The sequence below is a fragment of the Burkholderia sp. YIM B11467 genome, from assembly GCF_052952715.1.
Genome location: NZ_JBQVSQ010000005.1, coordinates 271,914 through 289,542 on the forward strand (window position 1 = coordinate 271,914; position 17,629 = coordinate 289,542).

Annotated in this window: 13 protein-coding genes; 2 read left to right on the forward strand and 11 right to left on the reverse strand. The window is 66.7% G+C overall.

Features of this window, described 5'->3' with window-relative positions; translation table 11 throughout:
- Nucleotides 1–53 precede the first annotated feature (53 nt).
- The 7 genes from ACTRWB_RS19415 to ACTRWB_RS19445 form a co-directional block, all read right to left on the reverse strand.
- Nucleotides 54–1,076 (reverse strand): fimbrial protein, encoded by a 1,023-nt coding sequence (locus tag ACTRWB_RS19415; RefSeq protein WP_048243765.1) that lies wholly within the window; start codon nucleotides 1,074–1,076, stop codon nucleotides 54–56.
- Complete coding sequence (locus ACTRWB_RS19420; protein ID WP_446902931.1) at nucleotides 1,073–1,819, reverse strand: fimbrial biogenesis chaperone; 747 nt, start codon at nucleotides 1,817–1,819, stop codon at nucleotides 1,073–1,075. Before ACTRWB_RS19420 ends, ACTRWB_RS19415 begins: the two co-directional genes overlap by 4 nt.
- Nucleotides 1,820–1,835: 16 nt before the next feature.
- On the reverse strand, nucleotides 1,836–4,289 hold the full coding sequence (locus ACTRWB_RS19425; RefSeq protein ID WP_446903114.1) for a fimbria/pilus outer membrane usher protein: 2,454 nt from the start codon (nucleotides 4,287–4,289) through the stop codon (nucleotides 1,836–1,838).
- A 119-nt stretch (nucleotides 4,290–4,408) separates the two neighbouring features.
- Nucleotides 4,409–4,921, reverse strand: coding sequence for a fimbrial protein (locus ACTRWB_RS19430; protein WP_034186931.1), 513 nt, complete (start codon nucleotides 4,919–4,921; stop codon nucleotides 4,409–4,411).
- 853 nt (nucleotides 4,922–5,774) lie between these two features.
- On the reverse strand, nucleotides 5,775–7,235 hold the full coding sequence (locus ACTRWB_RS19435; protein ID WP_446903115.1) for an efflux transporter outer membrane subunit: 1,461 nt from the start codon (nucleotides 7,233–7,235) through the stop codon (nucleotides 5,775–5,777).
- Nucleotides 7,235–10,372, reverse strand: a complete 3,138-nt coding sequence (locus tag ACTRWB_RS19440) for a multidrug efflux RND transporter permease subunit (RefSeq protein ID WP_446902932.1) — start codon at nucleotides 10,370–10,372, stop codon at nucleotides 7,235–7,237. Before ACTRWB_RS19440 ends, ACTRWB_RS19435 begins: the two co-directional genes overlap by 1 nt.
- Before the next feature lie 19 nt (nucleotides 10,373–10,391).
- Nucleotides 10,392–11,591: a MexX/AxyX family multidrug efflux RND transporter periplasmic adaptor subunit gene (locus ACTRWB_RS19445; protein ID WP_446902933.1), complete on the reverse strand. Its 1,200-nt coding sequence runs from the start codon at nucleotides 11,589–11,591 to the stop codon at nucleotides 10,392–10,394.
- A 150-nt stretch (nucleotides 11,592–11,741) separates the two neighbouring features.
- On the opposite strand from ACTRWB_RS19445, the gene ACTRWB_RS19450 reads away from it, so the two are divergent.
- Together ACTRWB_RS19450 and ACTRWB_RS19455 are read left to right on the forward strand one after the other, a co-directional pair.
- Nucleotides 11,742–12,389: a TetR family transcriptional regulator gene (locus ACTRWB_RS19450; protein ID WP_446902934.1), complete on the forward strand. Its 648-nt coding sequence runs from the start codon at nucleotides 11,742–11,744 to the stop codon at nucleotides 12,387–12,389.
- A 338-nt stretch (nucleotides 12,390–12,727) separates the two neighbouring features.
- The gene (locus ACTRWB_RS19455) at nucleotides 12,728–13,993 is read left to right on the forward strand and encodes a M23 family metallopeptidase (RefSeq protein WP_446902935.1); all 1,266 of its coding nucleotides are present in this window, start codon (nucleotides 12,728–12,730) and stop codon (nucleotides 13,991–13,993) included.
- Between the two features lie 156 nt (nucleotides 13,994–14,149).
- On the opposite strand, the gene ACTRWB_RS19460 is transcribed toward ACTRWB_RS19455, so the two are convergent.
- The 4 genes from ACTRWB_RS19460 to ACTRWB_RS19475 form a co-directional block, all read right to left on the reverse strand.
- Nucleotides 14,150–14,875 (reverse strand): amino acid ABC transporter permease, encoded by a 726-nt coding sequence (locus tag ACTRWB_RS19460; protein WP_446902936.1) that lies wholly within the window; start codon nucleotides 14,873–14,875, stop codon nucleotides 14,150–14,152.
- Nucleotides 14,876–14,877: 2 nt separating this feature from the next.
- The gene (locus ACTRWB_RS19465; RefSeq protein WP_446902937.1) at nucleotides 14,878–15,600 is read right to left on the reverse strand and encodes an amino acid ABC transporter permease; all 723 of its coding nucleotides are present in this window, start codon (nucleotides 15,598–15,600) and stop codon (nucleotides 14,878–14,880) included.
- A 92-nt stretch (nucleotides 15,601–15,692) separates the two neighbouring features.
- Entirely contained in the window at nucleotides 15,693–16,508 is an 816-nt protein-coding gene (locus ACTRWB_RS19470; RefSeq protein WP_446902938.1) for an ABC transporter substrate-binding protein, read from the reverse strand.
- A gap of 214 nt (nucleotides 16,509–16,722) precedes the next feature.
- Nucleotides 16,723–17,415 carry an alpha/beta hydrolase gene (locus tag ACTRWB_RS19475; RefSeq protein WP_446902939.1) on the reverse strand — a complete coding sequence of 231 codons (693 nt, stop codon included), beginning with the start codon at nucleotides 17,413–17,415 and terminating at the stop codon, nucleotides 16,723–16,725.
- Between the last annotated feature and the right edge of the window lie 214 nt (nucleotides 17,416–17,629).

Consider the following 17,629-nt stretch of genomic DNA (forward strand, 5'->3'; position numbering starts at 1 on the left):
CGGCGCTTTTTTCATTGTCGCGACTGACCGTACGGTGCCCGGCCCTGGTTCGCTCAATAGATGAACAGCCGGATCGTTGCGGTCGCATCGAATCGCCCGATCTTCGGCGGCCCGAACGACTTCAGCACGGCGTCCATCAAGACGCTCTGGTTCATCACGTTGGACGGGAACTGAGCCAGATTGAACTGTTCGTTGAACGGAATCGCCTTGCCCTGGCTGTCCTCGATGCCGATACCGAAATTGCTGTCTTTCGCGGGCACCAGCAAGCCGTTCCGAACCGGATAGCTCGTTTCGAAGTACCCGTCGACGCGTACCGCGACATTGCATTTCTTGGTCAACGACAACGAGAACCGCTTGCGCGGCACCGCCGGCATGAAGCCGTTGCCGACCGCCTGCACCTGTCCGAAATTGACGATGCCCGGTTCGGGCGTGACCAGCACGTCGACGAAGCACGGCGTCGGCTTGAGGTTGCGCAGGCCGCTCAGGCGATACTGGAAGCTCGGGTTGTACGCGTTCAGCCCGAACTCGCCATCGAACTGGAACACCGTGTAGATATCGCTCGGCGGCTGAACCCAGTTGCCCTTCTTGCGCACGACGACCTGATAGTCGATGCTGATTCGCGTCTGCTGGCAACGTCCGCGGTCGAAGTCATACTTGCTGCATGGCGGCACCGAATAACCGGTGAACACCCCGCCGCCGCGGTTGCTGGTCTTGTCGAAATAGTCGATGCCCTTGTAGCGGATACCGATCTCGAGCCCCCATGACGCAGGGTTCGTGCGATTCGGATTCGCGTAGAAATAGATGTTGTCGACGACTTTCAGGCTGCCATCGTCACCCAGATCCTTGTAGCAATACCCCGATGTCGTGCGCACCGGCGACACCCAGATCACATATCCGTCCGGCGCGTCGGTCGGATACGACGCAACGCCGCCGATCGGCTCGGTCAATGAAGTCGCACCGCTGTTGGTCAGACACCGCAGCGCCCATGCGGGCTGCACGGCCGCGACCAGCAATACGAGCACGATCCAGCGCAACCATGCCGCCGGCGATTCCCGATGCCGCATTCCCCCGCTCATTTCTTCACGCTCTTGCAGGCACCCGCATCGCACGCATACTCGACCGCCACCTGGCCGCCGTAATCGTCGATATGCGTGACGAACAGCGTCGACGGCGTCGCGGCCTTGAACGGCACGTCGGCCGTGCTCATCGGGCTCACCATCACCGGCTCGATCGGCACCGGCGTCTTCTGCGCGCCCGCGCTCACGTCGACCACCGTCACGTGGTACGGCGTCGGATTGTCGAACACCAGCTTGTGCGCGGCCGCGTCCACCCGCAGCGTCATCGGCAGCGTCCAGTCCTCGTCGCGTGCGGGCTGCACGGCCTTCGGCCGGTAGAACAGCTTCATCTGCGTATGCAGCGCGATCTGCAGCGTGTTCGGCGTATCGGTCTTCGGCGGCACTTCGCGGATGTTCAGGTAGAACACCGATTCGCGATCGGCCGGCAGTTCGGTGCCGGGCAGTTTCGCGATCCGCAGCACGTTGCGCTCGTTCGCCTCGACGCGCTGCAGCGGCGGCACGACCATCAGCGGCGACGTGATCTTGTTGCCCTTCGCGTCCTCGAGCCACGACTGCACGAGATACGGATACGTCGTGCTCTTGTTGGTGATCGTGACGATCGCGGCCTGTTCGCCTTCGTTGAAGATCACGCGCGTGCGATCGGGCACGATCGCCGCATGAGCGGCACCCGCGAGCAGCGCGCCGGCGGTCGCGAGCACGCATGACGCGCGCCGCAGGAAAGAAAGGGACAAAGAGTTTTTCATCGCTGGATCCGTGAAATCATCGTTCGACCCGCGCGGCCGCTGCGTGCGACTCGCCGGGCGTCTGGCACGTCACCGGGATCGGCGTGCCTTCGAGTTGAAGCTGGTTCGGCAGTGCGTCGACCGTGCAGAGCGTGCGTTCGCCCGCGCGCACCGCAAGCGTGGATTTCGGCTGAACCTGGGTCAGGAACGCGGCGCCGCCCTCGCCGACGATGCCGAGCTCCTTGCCGTTCGCCGCGTCCTGCACCGAGGCACCGAACGGCAGCGGCTTGCCGGCCGGGTCGGTCAGCGTCAGGTACAGGTTGCTGCCGCGCGCGGCGGCGAACTTCACGAAGCCGATCGCGCCGTCGGTCAGCACCATGCGCTGGATCGGGTTCGTCACCTGCACTTCGAGCGGCAGCTTCTCGACGTTGACGGTCGCGTCGTACACGTTGTACGGCGAGATGCCGTCGAGCACCGCGTAGCCGCGCGAATTGGTATGCGTGAGCGTGCCGGACAGCGGCACGTCGGGCACGCCGTCGGTCGACACCAGCAGCCGCGTATCGCCCGCGTTGCCGTTCGCATGCGCGGAAACACCGTACTGCGTCGCGACGAACGAGCCGTCGACTTCGAGCGACGCGGCCGCATACGCATTGGCGAGCGTCGACGCCTGTGCCGTGAGCTGGTACGCCGACGTGCGCTGCCGGTAGCTCGCGTTCGCCGACGCGCGGCCGTCGGTCGCGCCCGCGTTGACCTGGTAGGTGCGGCCGTCCGGATCGTCGTAGATATAACCCGCGTTCACGCTCGTGCTGCCGCTGCCCGTCGTCAGGTTCGACGTGACGGTGTGGCGGCCGCCGATCGGCAGCGTCGCGGTGACCGAGAACTGGTTGCCGCTTCCGCCCGCGCTCTGCGTGCGAAATGCCGACATGCTGACGTTCACGTTGCGCAGCGCGCCGATCGAAAACGCGCGCGTCAGCGTGAGGCCGACACGCTGCTCGGACGAGCGCGCCCAGTAGGTCGTCTGGTCGTACGAGAAATAGGTCGACGTGTCGCCGAAGCGCTTCGACATCGTCGCCGAGTAGCGCTGCTTGCTGTTGGCCAGGCCGTACGCGGTCGGATCGCCCGAGAACTGCGCGAAGTTCGTGTAGTCGCGCTCGGAGAAGCGATAGCCGAAGAAACGCACATCGGCGTCGAGCCCGTCGAAGTGCTTCGAATAGTTGATGCGATACGAGTTGCCGTTGCGCGTCGCGCCGTTCCACCACAGGCGCGCCCGCGCATGCGTGACGTCGGCCGACACCGCGCCGAACGTGCCGAAATCGCGGCCGACGCCGAGCGCGAGCGACGTGTAGCCCGACGCGGCGATGAAACCGCCATACACCGTGACGTCGAACGGCAGGCCGTACGCCATTTCGCCGAAGCCGAAGAACGGCGTGATGCCGGCGCCGCCGAACAGGCGCGGCTTGCCGACGGCGGCCTTGTAGCGCAACTGCCCGGTACGCGCGAGGAACGGCACGGCGGCCGTCGTCACCTGGAAGCGCTGCACGCTGCCGTCCTCTTCCTCGACCGCGACGTCGAGCGTGCCCTGCACGCTCGTGTTGATGTTCTGCAGCGCGAAGGCGCCCGGCGACACGCGCGTCACGTACAGCACTCGGCCCGCCTGCGACACGGTCACGGTCGCGTTGGTGCGCGCGACACCCGCGATCAGCGGCGCATAACCGCGCAGCGAAGGCGGCAGCATGCGGTCGTCGCTGCGGATCGACGCGCCCGTCAGCGCGAACGTGTCGAAAATGTCGGAGGTCAGGTAGTCGTCGCCGAACGTCACCGTCGACTGGATCGACGGCAGCGCGCGAAACGCGTAAAGCCGGCTGAAGCGGAACGTGCGGTCCGCGTACGCCGTGTTGCCCACGTTCGATTGCGCCTGGTAGTCGCCGCGAAAGCGCCATGCATCCCAGTTCGCGCCAACCGTCCCGTAGGCCTGGATCGAATTCGTCTGTCCGCCGCCCGCACCGAAATTGCGGTTCGTGTTCGCGATCACGCGATAGTCGAGCATCGCGCCCGGAATCCCTTCGGACCAGCGCTCCGGCGGCAGGTAGGTCGAATCGGTGAACTCGAGCGCGGCCTGCGGAATCGTGATCTTGAGCCGCCCATCGCTCTTCAGGTAACGCACGGTCGCGCCCTCGATCGCACCGAGATCGACGCAGCGTCCGCCCTGGAAGCGCGGCAGGTCCTTCGCGAGCGACGGCTTCAGCCCGAACTGCGCGACGAGCTCCGGCCGCAAGCACGGCTTGCCCGCCCCGGACGCGTCCACCGCGATGAACTCGATCGACTGCAGCCCGTAGAACAGGTCGTTGACCTGCACGTCGAGCATGTATTCGCCCGGCAGCGTGAAGTCGGCCTGCGAGAACTGCGACAGATCGACATTGTTCGTGCCGTCGATGTTCAGAAACGACGAATTGAATTCCGTCGCATGGCTCTGGCTGCCGACGACCAGCACGGAGACGCAAAGGAAGGAATGTCTGATTCGCACGCGGCGCTACCGGAAGTCCGAAAGGGAGAAAAACGGGAGGAATGTGAACGAGGAAGGGTGCGCGCACCCTTCCCCGGTACGGCGGCTTACTGGTAGCGGACCGTGAAGTTCGCGACGCCGTCGGCGGTACCCGGCGTGACGCCGGCTGCCGTCGCTTCGTACATGGCTGCGAAGCGGGCGATGTTCGTGCCGTTTTGCAGCACGGTCGGGGCCTTCTGCTCGGCGCCGTTGTCGAGGTATTCGCCCGACGCGGCCTGCAGGCGGATGCCGACGTTGGTTGCCGAACCGATCGTGGCGAGCAGCTTCGGCTGGCCCGCGCTCGACGTGCCCGTGAACGTGAAGTACGCGTTCTGCGCGATGCTCGTGTCGCAGTCGGTCAGCTTGATGTCGAAGTTGGTCGGCGTGGACTTGTCGCCAGCCTGCTTGAACACGTTGGTCGGCACCTTGCCGAGGTTCACGGTCTGGTTGACCGAGCCCGAATCGATGCCGCATGCGCCCGCGACGATCTCGCCCGTGAAGTTGATCGTGCCGGTGCCCGCTGCGAAGGCCGAGGTCGACAGGGCCGCGAGTGCGACAGCGGTCAGGATGGATTTTTTCATGACGTTTCCCGTAAGGAGTGCAAATGGATTGGACGACGTGGCGGACACAAACGGCAGCGTGTGGTTGGCTTCCGTCCGTCACGAGGCGGCATTATCGAGATAATCATGAAAGATTTCTGTAAATCATTGTCAAATGTCTCTGACAATGTCCAATTTACCCCCTGAAAATCACATTCTTTCCTGCCAATTTTCAATCCTGTATTTTTTATCCGCAGTCCTTTTTTATTTGACGGAACCAATTGAAGATTAAAGATATTTTCGGCCAGCAACGATCGACATCCCGCCCAGCCTTGCTGGCATTGACTCACCCAAGATCCATCCCGCAAAAGACAAAACATTGTCCAATGCCGCCATCGTTGCCAAGCGACAACGCCAATCCCAATTCATTTTCAACAACCAGGAAATTAAAACGGAGCTTCAATCAACCCCAATTTAGCGCGCAAACGATTGCGACATAAATACAAACGTTTTACCGCGACACTTTGCCACCCTCATTAATTCCAATACATGGATTAATCGGAGCGTCAATTCCCGATCGGGAATCGAACGCATGCGCGGCCGTCGGAACGCAATTTGTCCGCAGACTGGATGACGCAGGAAAGAAAGAGACGCGGCACACGTGTGCGCCAGGTTGCGACACGATCGGTCGCGCAAGGCGGGACGTTCCGGACGGTGCACGCGTGCACTGTCGCGGGACGTAAAACGTTTGGCAGGCTGGGGCCGACGGGGAAAGGTAACGCCGCTGGCGATCGGCGATACGGCAGGTAACGATGTCAGTGAATCGACGGCGGCACGTCGAATCGTGCCGCCGCCGTCTTGCCGCCCGACGCGCTGCGGCGTCAGGCGAACGGGCTCACGCGGAAGCCGCGGCCTCCGCTGACGACGGCGCCCAGCCGCCGCCGAGCGCGCGATACAGCGCAATCGCGTTCGCGAGCCTGAGCTGCTTGAGGCGGATCAGCTCCTGCCCCGACTCGTACGTGCTGCGCTGCGCGTCGAGCAGTTCGAGATACGTCGCGACGCCGCCCGCGTAGCGGCGCTCCGCGAGCTTCAGCCGCGCGCCGTCCGCCGTGTACACGTCCTGCTGCGCGGCCAGCTGGCGATCGATCCAGTCGCGCGCGGCGAACGCGTCGGCCACTTCGCGGAACGCGGTCTGCACGGTCTTCTCGTATTCGGCGACCGCGATGTGCTTGCGCGCGTTCGCGACGTCGAGGTTCGCGCGATTGCGTCCGCCCGCGAAGATCGGCAGCGTGATGCGCGGCGCGAACGTCCATACGCTCGTGCCGGCCGCGAACAGGCTCGAGAACGCGTCGCTGACCGAACCGTAATCGGTCGTCAGCGCGATGCGCGGAAAGAACGCCGCGCGGGCGGCGCCGATCTGCGCGTTTGCGGCCTTGAGCCGCGCCTCGGCCTGCCGGATGTCCGGCCGTCGTTCGAGCAGCGCGCTCGGTGCGCCCGGCGCCACGGGCGCGATCGACAACGTATCGAGCGCGGTCGCGTCGCCGGGCACGTTGCGCGCGAAGTCGCCCGCGAGCAACTGCAGCGCCCGGACGGCCTGCGCATGCTCGCGCTGCAGCGCGGCCTGCGATGCGCGTGCGGATGCCACCAGCATCTCGGCCGAACGCAGCTCGATCGCATCGCTCGTGCCGGCCGCGTAGCGGCGCTGCGTGAGCGCGGCCATGCGTTCGCGCGCATCGAGCGTGCGCTGCGCCAGCGCGAGTTGCTCGTGCAGCGAACGCTCCGATACGTACGCGCTTGCCACTTCGGCGATCACGCCGATGCGGACCGTGCGCTGCGCATCGGCCGTCGCGAAATAGTCGGCCAGCGCCGCGTCGGACAGGTTGCGCACGCGGCCGAACAGGTCGAGCTCGTACGCGCTGACGCCGACACCCGCGCGATACAGCCCGCTGATCGCGCTTTCGCGCACGACCGGGTCGTACTGGCGCGCGCGTTCATAACCGAGATTCGCATCGACCGACGGCATCAGGTCCGCACGCTGCACGCCGTATTGCGCACGCGCCTCCTCGAGCCGACCGGCCGCGATCCGCAGGTCGCGGTTGTTCGCGAGCGCCGCGTCGATCCACGCCTGCAATGCCGGATCGGTGAAATACGCATGCCAGTCGTCGAGCAGCGCGGCATCGGCCGCGGTGCCCGGCGCCGCAGCCGGCGCCAGGCTGCCGTCGGCCGGTGCATAAGTGGACGGCACGGGCGCCGCCGGACGCTCGTAACGCGGCGCGAGCGAGCAGCCGGCGAGCGCGAGCGCGACGGCCAGCGCGAGCTGAGCGCGCAGCGCGGCGCGTGCATTCAGCGCAAACATCATTGCGATCCCTCCATCGTCGCCGGCTGCGCCCCGCCGCGCCGGCGCGGGCCGACGTCGAACAGGCGGCCGACGATCACGAAAAACAGCGGGACGAGGAACACCGCGAGCACGGTCGCCGTGATCACGCCGCCGAGCACGCCGGTGCCGATCGCCATCTGCGCGCCGGACGCGGCGCCCGACGCGAACGCGAGCGGCAGCACGCCGACGCCGAACGCGAGCGACGTCATCACGATCGGCCGCAGCCGCAGGCGCGCGGCCTCGAGCGCCGCGTCGACCAGCGACATGCGCTGCGCGACCAGATCCTTCGCGACTTCGACGATCAGGATCGCGTTCTTCGCGGACAGCCCGATCGTCGCGATCAGCCCCACCTTGAAATAGATGTCGTTCGGCATCATCCGCAGCGTGACGCCGAGCACCGCGCCGATCACGCCGAGCGGGACGACCAGCATCACCGCGAACGGGATCGACCAGCTCTCGTAGAGCGCCGCGAGCGCGAGGAACACCACGAGTACCGACAGCGCGAACAGCATCGGCGCCTGCGCACCCGACAGCCGCTCCTCGAACGACTGCCCCGACCACGAGAAACCGATGCCGGCCGGCAGCTTCGCGGCGATCCGCTCGATCGCGGTCATCGCCTCGCCGCTGCTGTGGCCTTCCGCGGCCGAGCCGTTGATCGTGAACGACGGATAGCCGTTGTAGCGCGTAAGCTGCGGCGGCCCGAGCGTCCAGTGCAGCGTCGTGAATGCCGCGAGCGGCACCATCTCGCCGCGCGCGTTGCGCACGCGCAGCTTCTTCACGTCGTCGGGATCGAGCCGGTGCAGCCCGTCGGCCTGCACGACCACGCGCCGCACCTGCGTGCCGTGCATGAAATCGCCGATATAGTCGGAGCCGAACATCACCGCGAGCGTCGTGTTGATCTCTTCCATCGACACGCCGAGCGCGGAGGCCTTCGCGCGATCGATGTCGAGCTTCAGCTGCGGCGCGTCCTGCGTGCCGGCGAACATCAGGTCGGTCAACGCGCGGTCCTTGCCGCCCGCCGCGAGCAGTTGCTCGCGCGCGGCGCTGAAGGTCGCGTAGTCGAGCCCGCCGCGATTCTGCAGCCGGAAGTCGAAACCGCTCGACGAGCCGAGATCGGGCAGCGCCGGCGAGTTCATCGCGAACACCGTCGTGTTCGGCGTGCCGCCGAAACGTTCGTTGATGCGCGCGACGATCGCCTGCACGTGATCGTGCTCGGCCTTGCGCTCCTTCCAGTTCTTCAGCGTGACGAAGATCATCCCGCCGTTCGGCCCTTCGCCGTACAGGTTGAAGCCGCCGAGCGCGAACGTATACGCGGCCGGCTCGTCGTTGCGGATATACGACTCGACCTCACGCACGCTCTGCATCGTTTCCGCGAGCGGCGTGCCTTGCGGCCGGATCACCATCACCATGAAGTTGCCCTGGTCCTCGTCCGGCAGGAACGCGGTCGGCAGTTGCGTGAGCATCAAACCCGCGGCCGCGGTCAGCGCGCCGTATACGACGAGCCAGCGCACCGGCTTCTTCAGCATCGCGCCGACACGCGTCGCGTAGCGCTGCGTCGCACGCGCGACGAAACGGTTGAACCAGCCGAAGAAACCGCGCTTCTCGTGATGGTCGCCATTCACGGGCTTGAGCAGCGTCGCGCACAGCGCGGGCGTCAGCGACAGCGCGAGGAACGCCGAGAAACCGATCGACACCGCGAGCGACAGCGCGAACTGCCGGTAGATGTTGCCCACCGCGCCGCCGAAGAACGCCATCGGCACGAACACCGACGTCAGCACCACGGTGATCCCGATGATCGCGCCGCTGATCTGCGTCATCGCCTCGACGGTCGCGTCGTACGGGCCGAGCCCTTCCTCGACCATCAGCCGCTCGACGTTCTCGACCACGACGATCGCGTCGTCGACGAGGATGCCGATCGCGAGCACCATCCCGAACATCGTCAGCACGTTGATCGAGAAGCCGGCCGCATACATCACGCCGAACGTGCCCGCGAGCGCGACCGGCACGACGAGCGTCGGGATCAGTGTCGCGCGCAGGTTCTGCATGAACAGGAACATCACGAGGAACACGAGCACGCCGGCCTCGATCAGCGTCGTGACGACCTTGTTCATCGACACGCGCACGAACGACGACGTCTCGTACGGGATCTGGTACTTCACGCCCGGCGGGAAGTACGCGGACAGCCCGTCCATCGCCGCGCGCACGCGCTTCTCGGTGGAGACCGCATTCGAGCCGGGCGCGAGCTTGATGCCCATGCCGGTCGCGACCTTGCCGTTCACGTACGACGGATAGTTGTAGTCGTTGCCGCCGAACTCGATGCGCGCGACGTCGCGCAGATACAGCGCGGAGCCGTCGGCCTGCGTGCGCAGCGCGATCGCGCCGTAATCGGCCGGCGTCTTCAGCGGCGCATCGGCGAACACGGTCGCCGCGATCGGCGCGCTGTCCGGCACCGCGCTGCGGCCGATGTCGCCGATCGTCACGCGTGCGTTGTGCGCGCGCACGGCCGACGCGATGTCCGACGCGGTGAGGCCGTGCCCGGCCATCTTCACCGGGTCGGGCCAGATCCGCATCGCATATTCGGCGCCCCAGAACTGCACCCTGCCGACACCCTCGACGCGGCGCAGCGTCTGCACGACGTTCGCCGACGCATATTCGCCGAGCTGCACGTCGGTCATCCGCCCGTCGTCGGACGTCAGCGACACGACGAGCTGGATGTTGTCCGCGGCCTTCTCGACCTGGATGCCGTCGCGGCGCACCGGCTCGGGCAGCCGCGCCTCGACCGTCTTCAGCCGGTTCTGCACTTCGACGGCCGCGAGATCGGCGTTTACGCCCTGCTTGAACGTCAGGTACAGCGACGCCATCCCGGCGCTGCTCGTCGCCGACGTATACATCAGCCCCGGCGCGCCGTTCATTTCGCGCTCGATCAGCGCGGTCACCGATTCCTCGACGACCTGCGCGGACGCGCCCGGGTACGTCGCATAGATGCTGACGACGGGCGGTGCGATGTCCGGGTACTGCGCAACGGGCAGCGCGCGGATCGCGAACGCGCCGCCCAGCATGATGAAGATTGCGATCACCCACGCGAAGACGGGGCGATCGATAAAAAAACGTGCCATGGTGGTTGGTTTGAACCGGTCAGGTTTGACGGGCGGCCGCCTGCGAAGCGGCCGCTGCCGGCGCCGCCTTCGACGGCGGTGCCTTCTCGACGGGCTTGACGGCCGTATCGGGCGCGAACTGCGCGGCGTTGTCGACGATCACGCGCTCGCCGCCCGTCAGGCCGCGCGTGATGCGCCAGTCACGGCCGCTCATCTGGTCGGCTGCGACCTCGACGTCCTTGACCTTGCCGTTCGCGCCGACCACGCGCACCGACGTACGGTCGGCCGTGCGCAGCAGCGCGTCGCGCGGCACGAGGATCGCCCGCTGGTCGACCGCCGTATCGAGCGCGATCCGCACATACGCGCCCGGCAACAGCTCGCGCTCCGGGTTCGGGAACAGCGCGCGCATCGCGACGGTGTCGGTGGTCGGATCGACCGCGAGATCGCTGAACAGCAGCTTGCCCTTCAGCGGATACGCGGTGCCGTCGGCGCGCAGCAGCGTCACCGCGATGTCGTGCTGCGCGATGCCCGTCGCGCGCCCGCTCTTCACCGCGCGGCGCAGCGCGTCGACGTCGGCGGCCGGCTGCGAGAAGTTCACGTAGATCGGATCGAGCTGCTCGACGGTCGTGAGCGGCGTCGCCTGGTCCTGGCCGACGAGCGCGCCTTCGGTCACGAGCGCGCGCCGTGCGCGGCCCGCGATCGGCGCGGTGACGGTCGCATAGTCGAGCTGCAGCTGCGCACGCGCGAGCTCGGCCTTCGCGGACGCGACCTCGGCCTTCGCCTGCGTGTCGCCCGCGATGGCCTCGGTATGGTCGCGCTCGCTCACCGCGCGGTCGCGCACGAGATCGTCGTAACGGCGGCGCTTGTCGCTCGCCGCGAGCAAAGCGGCCTGCGCCTTCGCGAGCGCGCCCTGCGCGGCGTCGCGCGCGGCCTTCAGCGGCGCGGGATCGATGCGGAACAGCACCGCGCCCTGCTTCACTTCCTGGCCTTCCTCGTAGGTGCGCGCGGTGACGATGCCCGCGACCCGCGCGCGCACTTCCGCCTGCCGGTATGCGTCGAGCCGGCCCGGCAATTCGACGGTCATCGGCACGGCCGTCGGGCGCACCGTCACGACGGTCGCCTGCTTCGCGGTCTCCGGCGCTGCGTCCTTGTCGCCCTTTCCGCATCCGGCCACGGCCAACACGGCCGCCAGTACGAACGGCGCCAGCCCGTGGCGCAACAGGGAGCGATTGTTATTCATGTGTGACCTCGGATCGTTCGCCGCCGATACAATGCGGCGGCTCAGGGTGGCCGATTATAATCAGTCACGACTGATTAAATAAACGCTGTTTCGATCTGACTGCCACACTGTCTCAATAAAACGACAGCGAATTGTAAGGAAACTCACGACATGGCCCGCAAGACCCGGGAAGAATCGCTCGCCATCAAGCACCGGATCCTCGACGCCGCCGAGCTCGTGCTGCTCGAGAAAGGCGTCGCGCAGACCGCGATGGCGGACCTCGCCGAGGCCGCCGGGATGTCGCGGGGCGCCGTCTACGGCCATTACCGCAACAAGATGGAAGTGTGTCTCGCGATGTGCGACCGCGCGTTCGCGCGCACGTCGGAAGGTTTCGACGCGGGCGACGGCCTGCCGCCGCTCGCCACACTGCGGCGCGCCGCGTCGCACTACCTGCAGGAATGCGGCGAGCCGGGGCCGATGCAGCGCGTGCTCGTGATCCTCTATACGAAATGCGAGCAGAGCGAGGAAAACGGCGCGCTGCAGCGGCGTCGCATGCTGCTCGAACTGCAGATGCTGCGGATCACGAAGGCGCTGCTGCGCCGCGCGATCGCGGTCGGCGAGCTCGCCGCCGATCTCGACGTGCACCTGGCCGCCGTCTATCTCGTGTCGCTGCTCGAAGGCGTGTTCGCGTCGATGATCTGGACCAACCGGCTGCGCGGCAACCTGTGGAACGACGCCGAGGCGATGCTCGACGCCGGTTTCGACACCGTCCGCATGTCCGCCGCGCTGCGCGGCCGCGCGCAAAAATTGCCGGACTGACTAAAATCGTCGTAACAAATGCTGATTTAACCCGATTTACCGCACTGCGAAACGAACGAGCTGACCCCCTTTAAAATTTTTAACGTTTCGCGGAACATCGGTAGACTGACGCTGTCATCTTTCTTTAGCGTCTTCGTGATAACCGGGTTCGACCCGGTATGCACGCCGCCGTTCGAAGCGGGCCCGCCCCGCGCGTTGGGTCGAACGGAAACGACACAGGCCCCTGGCGGGGCCTGTTTTGTTGCACGCCCGCCGCCCGCCCCGTCGCCCTTCGACGGTTGTGCCGCCGTCGGCCCCTGCCCACACCCCCTTGAACCGCTCTCCTGGATGTGGACACCTTGGTCAAGTCTGCCGCAACTCCTGATGCTTTCGCGCCCGGCCGCGCGCAGCGCGTCGTGCGCGCGCTCGTGCCGGCCGCCGTGCTCGGTGCCCTCGCCGCCCTCGGTCTCGCCGCCGCGCTACCGGCCGTGTCGCAACTGCCGGGCGCCGTCGATACCGGCACCGCCGCACTGCCGCAGCGCGTGCTGTCCGACACACCGTTTCCCACCGCGCAGCATTTCGTGACGAGCGAACTCGCCCGCACGATCGGCGAGCGCAATGAACACGTCGAACGCAACGACCGCAGCCTGCAGCCGGGCCTGTTCGCACCGCTCAGCGCACACCGCAACGACATGCTCGGTTATGCGAGCCTGTTCCAACTCGCACCGCCCGAGAGCCAGCACGGAATGCGCGCCGGCAACATCGAGCTCACGCTGTCCGATACGCTGAACCGTCTCGACGTGCCGCCCGAGGTGCGCATCCAGCTTGGCGATCTCGTCACCGGCAAGGTCGCGATGCGCGCGAGTGCGCAGCGCGGCGACTATTACCGCGTCGCGTTCGACACCAACGACGGCACGCCGCGCCTCACCGCGTTCGAGTTGCGCGTCGCCGGCCGCACGTTCGGTGCGATCTGGTTCCGTGCGCCCGGTGCCGAACACGGCGCGTACTACGCGCTCGACGGCTCGCCGCTCGAAGCCGCCGCGTTCACGATGCCGGTCAAGTGGACGCGCATCAGCTCGTTCTTCGGCGAACGCATCCATCCGCTGTCGCAGGCGATGGCGTTCCATACGGGCGTCGATCTCGCCGCGCCGACCGGCACGCCCGTCGACGCGGCGGCCGACGGCGTCGTGTCGTTCGCCGGTTTCGATCCGGGTGGCTACGGCCGCTACGTGATCGTCGATCACGCGGACGGCTACTCGACCTACTACGCACACCTGTCCGCGTTCGCGCGCGGCCTCAAGACGGGCGAAAGCGTGAAGCAGGGCCAGCGGCTCGGATCGGTCGGGATGACGGGTGCCGCAACGGGCCCGCACCTGCATTTCGAGGTGCGCGTCGCGAACAATCCGGTCGACCCGCTCGTCACACTCGCCAGTGCGCAGACGGCGCTGTCCGACATGCAGCTCACCGCGTTCCGCCAGGAAGCGGCCCAATGGCGCTTCCGCCTCGCGTCGATCGATACGACGCCGTTCGCGTTCGCGCAGAACGACGGCCCGCTGTGGGGCGATTTCGCGACCGACAAGTCGACGCTGCGCGCGGTCTTCAACACGCACTACACGGCGTCGTAACGCGCGTACCTCCCGCCGTCGCGCCGGCAGCGGCCAGTCGTCTGCCCTTCTTGTCAGATCTGCACGCCGCGCCCGACCTGCGCGGCGTGCGGTCCATCGCGGATCATTGACGTTTCGTCGCCGGACGTTCTCCACGGCCACGGCCGTGATGCATCGTCACCGCGCGGGCTCCGTGCGCTCGGCCGTCGTCTGCCCGACGCGTTCCGCACGCGGGCCGCGCGACAGCAGCCAGCGTGCCGCACCGTCGAGCGACGTGCACAGCACCAGATAGATCACCGCGACGAACAGGAAGATCGGCGCCGGATACACCATCAGCCGGTTGTTCACCTGCGTCGCGACGAACGACAGTTCCGGCACGCCGACGATATACGCGAGCGACGTGTCCTTCACGAGCGCGACCCACTGGTTCACGAACGACGGCGTCATGATCCGGATCGCCTGCGGCAGCAGCACGTAGCGCACCGTCTGCCAGCGCGTGAGCCCGAGCGACAGCCCGGCCTGCCATTGCCCGTCCCCCGCCGCGACGATGCCCGCATGCACCGCATGCGCGAGATACGCACCGCCGATCAGCGCGAGCGCGCAGACGACCGTCGCGAGCCCCGGCACGTCCATGTGCAGCAGCATGGGCATCAGGAAATACGTCCAGAAGATCAGCATCAGCACCGGAATCGCGCGGAAGAAGCCGATGAACGCGAGCAGCAGCACGCGTACGGGGCCGCGCGCGAGCGTCATCGCGACGCCGAGCGCGACACCGAGCACGGCCGACGTTATGGCGGACGCGATCGCGAGCACCAGCGACAGCGCGGCGCCGCCGAGCGGGCCTTCCGGGAATGCGCCGACGAGCAGGTACGGCAGGTTGGCGAGCAGCAGTGAAAAATCCATCGTCAGCGCCCCGCTCCCAGCCTGTCGCGCCATTGCGTGGCCGCGTATGCGCCGGCCTCGATCGCGGCCACCGCCGCGACGTACAGCAAGGTCGCGACGCCGAACGCGGCGAAGGTCTTGAACGTTTCCGTTTCGACCTGCCGCGACGCATACGACAGCTCGGCCACGCCGATCGCCATCGCGAGCGACGAGTTCTTCACGAGATTCATGTATTGACCGCACAGCGGCGGCAACGCGATACGCACGGCCTGCGGCAGCACCACATAACGCAGCGACTGCATCGGCGTGAGGCCGAGCGCGGCCGCCGCGTCATGCTGTGCGCGACGCACGCCGCGCAGGCCGGCTTCGCATTCCTCCGCGACGAACGCGGCCGTGTACGCACTCAGCCCGACCCAGCCCGCGACGAATTCGAACGACGGCCATGCGAGCGTGAACGGGCCTGCGCTCAATGCATGGCGCGCGTTCAGCCACGCGATCCACGTGTCGGGCAGCAGCGACGCCACGCCGAAATACCAGAACAGCAACTGCACGAGCAGCGGCGTGTTGCGGAACGCGACGACATACGCGGACGCGGTCATTCGCAGGGCCGTGCTTCGCGCGTGACGCATGACCGCGAGCAACAGCCCGCCGGCGGTTGCGGCGACGGCCGACGCGGCCGCGAGGCCGAGTGTCAGCAGGAAACCCTGCCAGAGCCAGAACAGATATTTGGGAGCCAACCCGAGCATGCCTGGGTGCGCGCGCTAAGCGCGATCGGAAGAAAACGGAAAGCGCCGCGACGCCGATGTTCCGGCAGGTCGCGGCGCGCGTGCGGCGTGAATCAGGTCTTGTCGCCGATGCGGAAGATGCGCGTGAGCGGCGTCTTCGTCGTCGGCCCGAACCATGCGTCGTAGATCTGCGTGGCGCGGCCGTTCGCCTCGAGCCCCTTCAGCGTGTCGTTGACGAAGCCGAGCAGGCGCGTCTCGCCCTTCGGCACGCCGACGCCCATGTAGTCGTTCGAGATCGTGAACGCCGGGATCTCGTAGTTCTGCTTGTCGGGCACGTTCGCGAGCAGGCCGATCAGCTTCGGGCCGTCCTGCGTGATCGCCTGCACGTTGCCCGCGCGCAGCGCGGCGAACGCGAACGGCGTGTCGTCATAAGCGACGATCGTCGCCTTCGGGAATTTCTCGCGCAGCGTGATTTCGTTCGTCGTGCCCTTGTCCGCACCGACGCGCAAGCCGCTCAACTGGTCGGCCGATTTCAGCACGCCCTTCTTCGCGAGAAACTGCTGGCCCGACGAGAAATACGGAATGCTGAAGTCGACCTGCTTCGCGCGCTCGTCGGTGATCGTGAAGTTCGCGAGCACGAGATCGACCTTGCCGGAGGTCAGGAACGGAATGCGGTTCGCGGGGTTGGTTGGCTGAAGTTGCAGCTTCACGCCGAGCTTGTCGGCAAGCGCCTTCGCATAGTCGACGTCGAGACCGACGATGTGGTTGTTCTTCGCATCGACATAACCGAACGGCGGGTTGCTGTCGAACGTCGCGACGCGCAGCACGCCGGCCTTCTTGATGTCGTCGAGGCGATCCGCATGCGCGACGGTGCCGGCGGTAATGAGCGCGGCCCCGACGAGCCACGTAGCGAGAGTGTGGAATTTCATGAGCACGACCTGTCTTGTTATGAAGGCCGCCGCGGATCGCGCGGCGGCCCGGTTCGAGGAACATCGCGACGCGTGTGGGTCGCGAAGCCGCTAACGTATCAGCGCGTGCGGCGAATTCGAACCAACAAATGGTGCTTTGCTCAGCGGGTTTCGTGATGAGCGATACCGGCCGCGGGCACGGCATGGCGCTGCGCCCTTCCCGTCGATCCTTGCCTTATCCGGCGAGCGAAGCGGCCGCCTCGTCGATCAGCGCGGCGACCGCCACCGGTTTCGACGCGAGCGACGCGTGGCTCGCATCGAGCGTGATGACCTTGCGCGCATTCATCCGCGCCGACATCCGCTCCTGGTTCTCCGGCGCGATCATCCGGTCCTCGCTCGAGATCTGGTACCACGACGGCTTCGCGCGCCACGCGGGTGTGCTGACGGTGTCGGCGAACGTGCTCGCCAGCGGCGCCTTCTGCGTGACGGCCATCACGAGCGCTTCGTCCGACGAAAGGTCCTGGCAGAAGCTTTCGTGGAATTTGTCGGGCTTGAGCCACAGAAAACCGTCGCTGTCGGGCGCGAGATTCGGCGCGGCCACCGGCAGGTGTTCCTGCGTGATCGCGCCGGGGCTTTCGCCGGCGTCCGGCGCGAACGCGGCAATGAACACGAGGCCCGCGACATTCGGCAGGTTGCCGGCCTCGCTGATCACCGCCCCGCCGTACGAATGGCCGACCAGCAGCACGGGGCCGTCCACCTGCCTGACCATCTTGCGCGTGCGTTCTGCATCGTCGGCGAGCGATGTCAGCGGCATCTCGACCGCATGCAGCGACACATGCCCCTTGCGCGCAAGTTCGACGATCACTTTTGCCCAGTGCGCGGCGCCGCCCCAGAAGCCGTGCACGAGCACGATCGCGGGTTTGCTCATGGTGTTTCTCCTTGACGTGGCATGTCATCGAAACGTCACCGGTCCGGCCGATCCGGACCGCCGCGCGGACACGCAGCAACCAGCATAGGCGAGTCGCCTCTCGCCACCAACCCCGCACGGGCCGACGTGGGATGCAGCGCACCAAAAAAGACGCCCGCTGCAAGCAGCGGGCGCGAATCCCAGTCAAGGAGGTGTCACACGAACTACGGGTTCA

Bases quoted from the DNA above. Each gene is read 5' to 3' on its own strand.
- ACTRWB_RS19445 (WP_446902933.1), bottom strand. From the start codon at position 11,591: ATGAATAACAATCGCTCCCTGTTGCGCCACGGGCTGGCGCCGTTCGTA.
- ACTRWB_RS19420 (WP_446902931.1), bottom strand. From the start codon at position 1,819: ATGAAAAACTCTTTGTCCCTTTCTTTCCTGCGGCGCGCGTCATGCGTG.
- ACTRWB_RS19440 (WP_446902932.1), bottom strand. From the start codon at position 10,372: ATGGCACGTTTTTTTATCGATCGCCCCGTCTTCGCGTGGGTGATCGCA.
- ACTRWB_RS19465 (WP_446902937.1), bottom strand. From the start codon at position 15,600: ATGCTCGGGTTGGCTCCCAAATATCTGTTCTGGCTCTGGCAGGGTTTC.
- ACTRWB_RS19475 (WP_446902939.1), bottom strand. From the start codon at position 17,415: ATGAGCAAACCCGCGATCGTGCTCGTGCACGGCTTCTGGGGCGGCGCC.
- ACTRWB_RS19470 (WP_446902938.1), bottom strand. From the start codon at position 16,508: ATGAAATTCCACACTCTCGCTACGTGGCTCGTCGGGGCCGCGCTCATT.
- ACTRWB_RS19450 (WP_446902934.1), top strand. From the start codon at position 11,742: ATGGCCCGCAAGACCCGGGAAGAATCGCTCGCCATCAAGCACCGGATC.
- ACTRWB_RS19435 (WP_446903115.1), bottom strand. From the start codon at position 7,235: ATGTTTGCGCTGAATGCACGCGCCGCGCTGCGCGCTCAGCTCGCGCTG.
- ACTRWB_RS19460 (WP_446902936.1), bottom strand. From the start codon at position 14,875: ATGGATTTTTCACTGCTGCTCGCCAACCTGCCGTACCTGCTCGTCGGC.
- ACTRWB_RS19415 (WP_048243765.1), bottom strand. From the start codon at position 1,076: ATGAGCGGGGGAATGCGGCATCGGGAATCGCCGGCGGCATGGTTGCGC.
- ACTRWB_RS19430 (WP_034186931.1), bottom strand. From the start codon at position 4,921: ATGAAAAAATCCATCCTGACCGCTGTCGCACTCGCGGCCCTGTCGACC.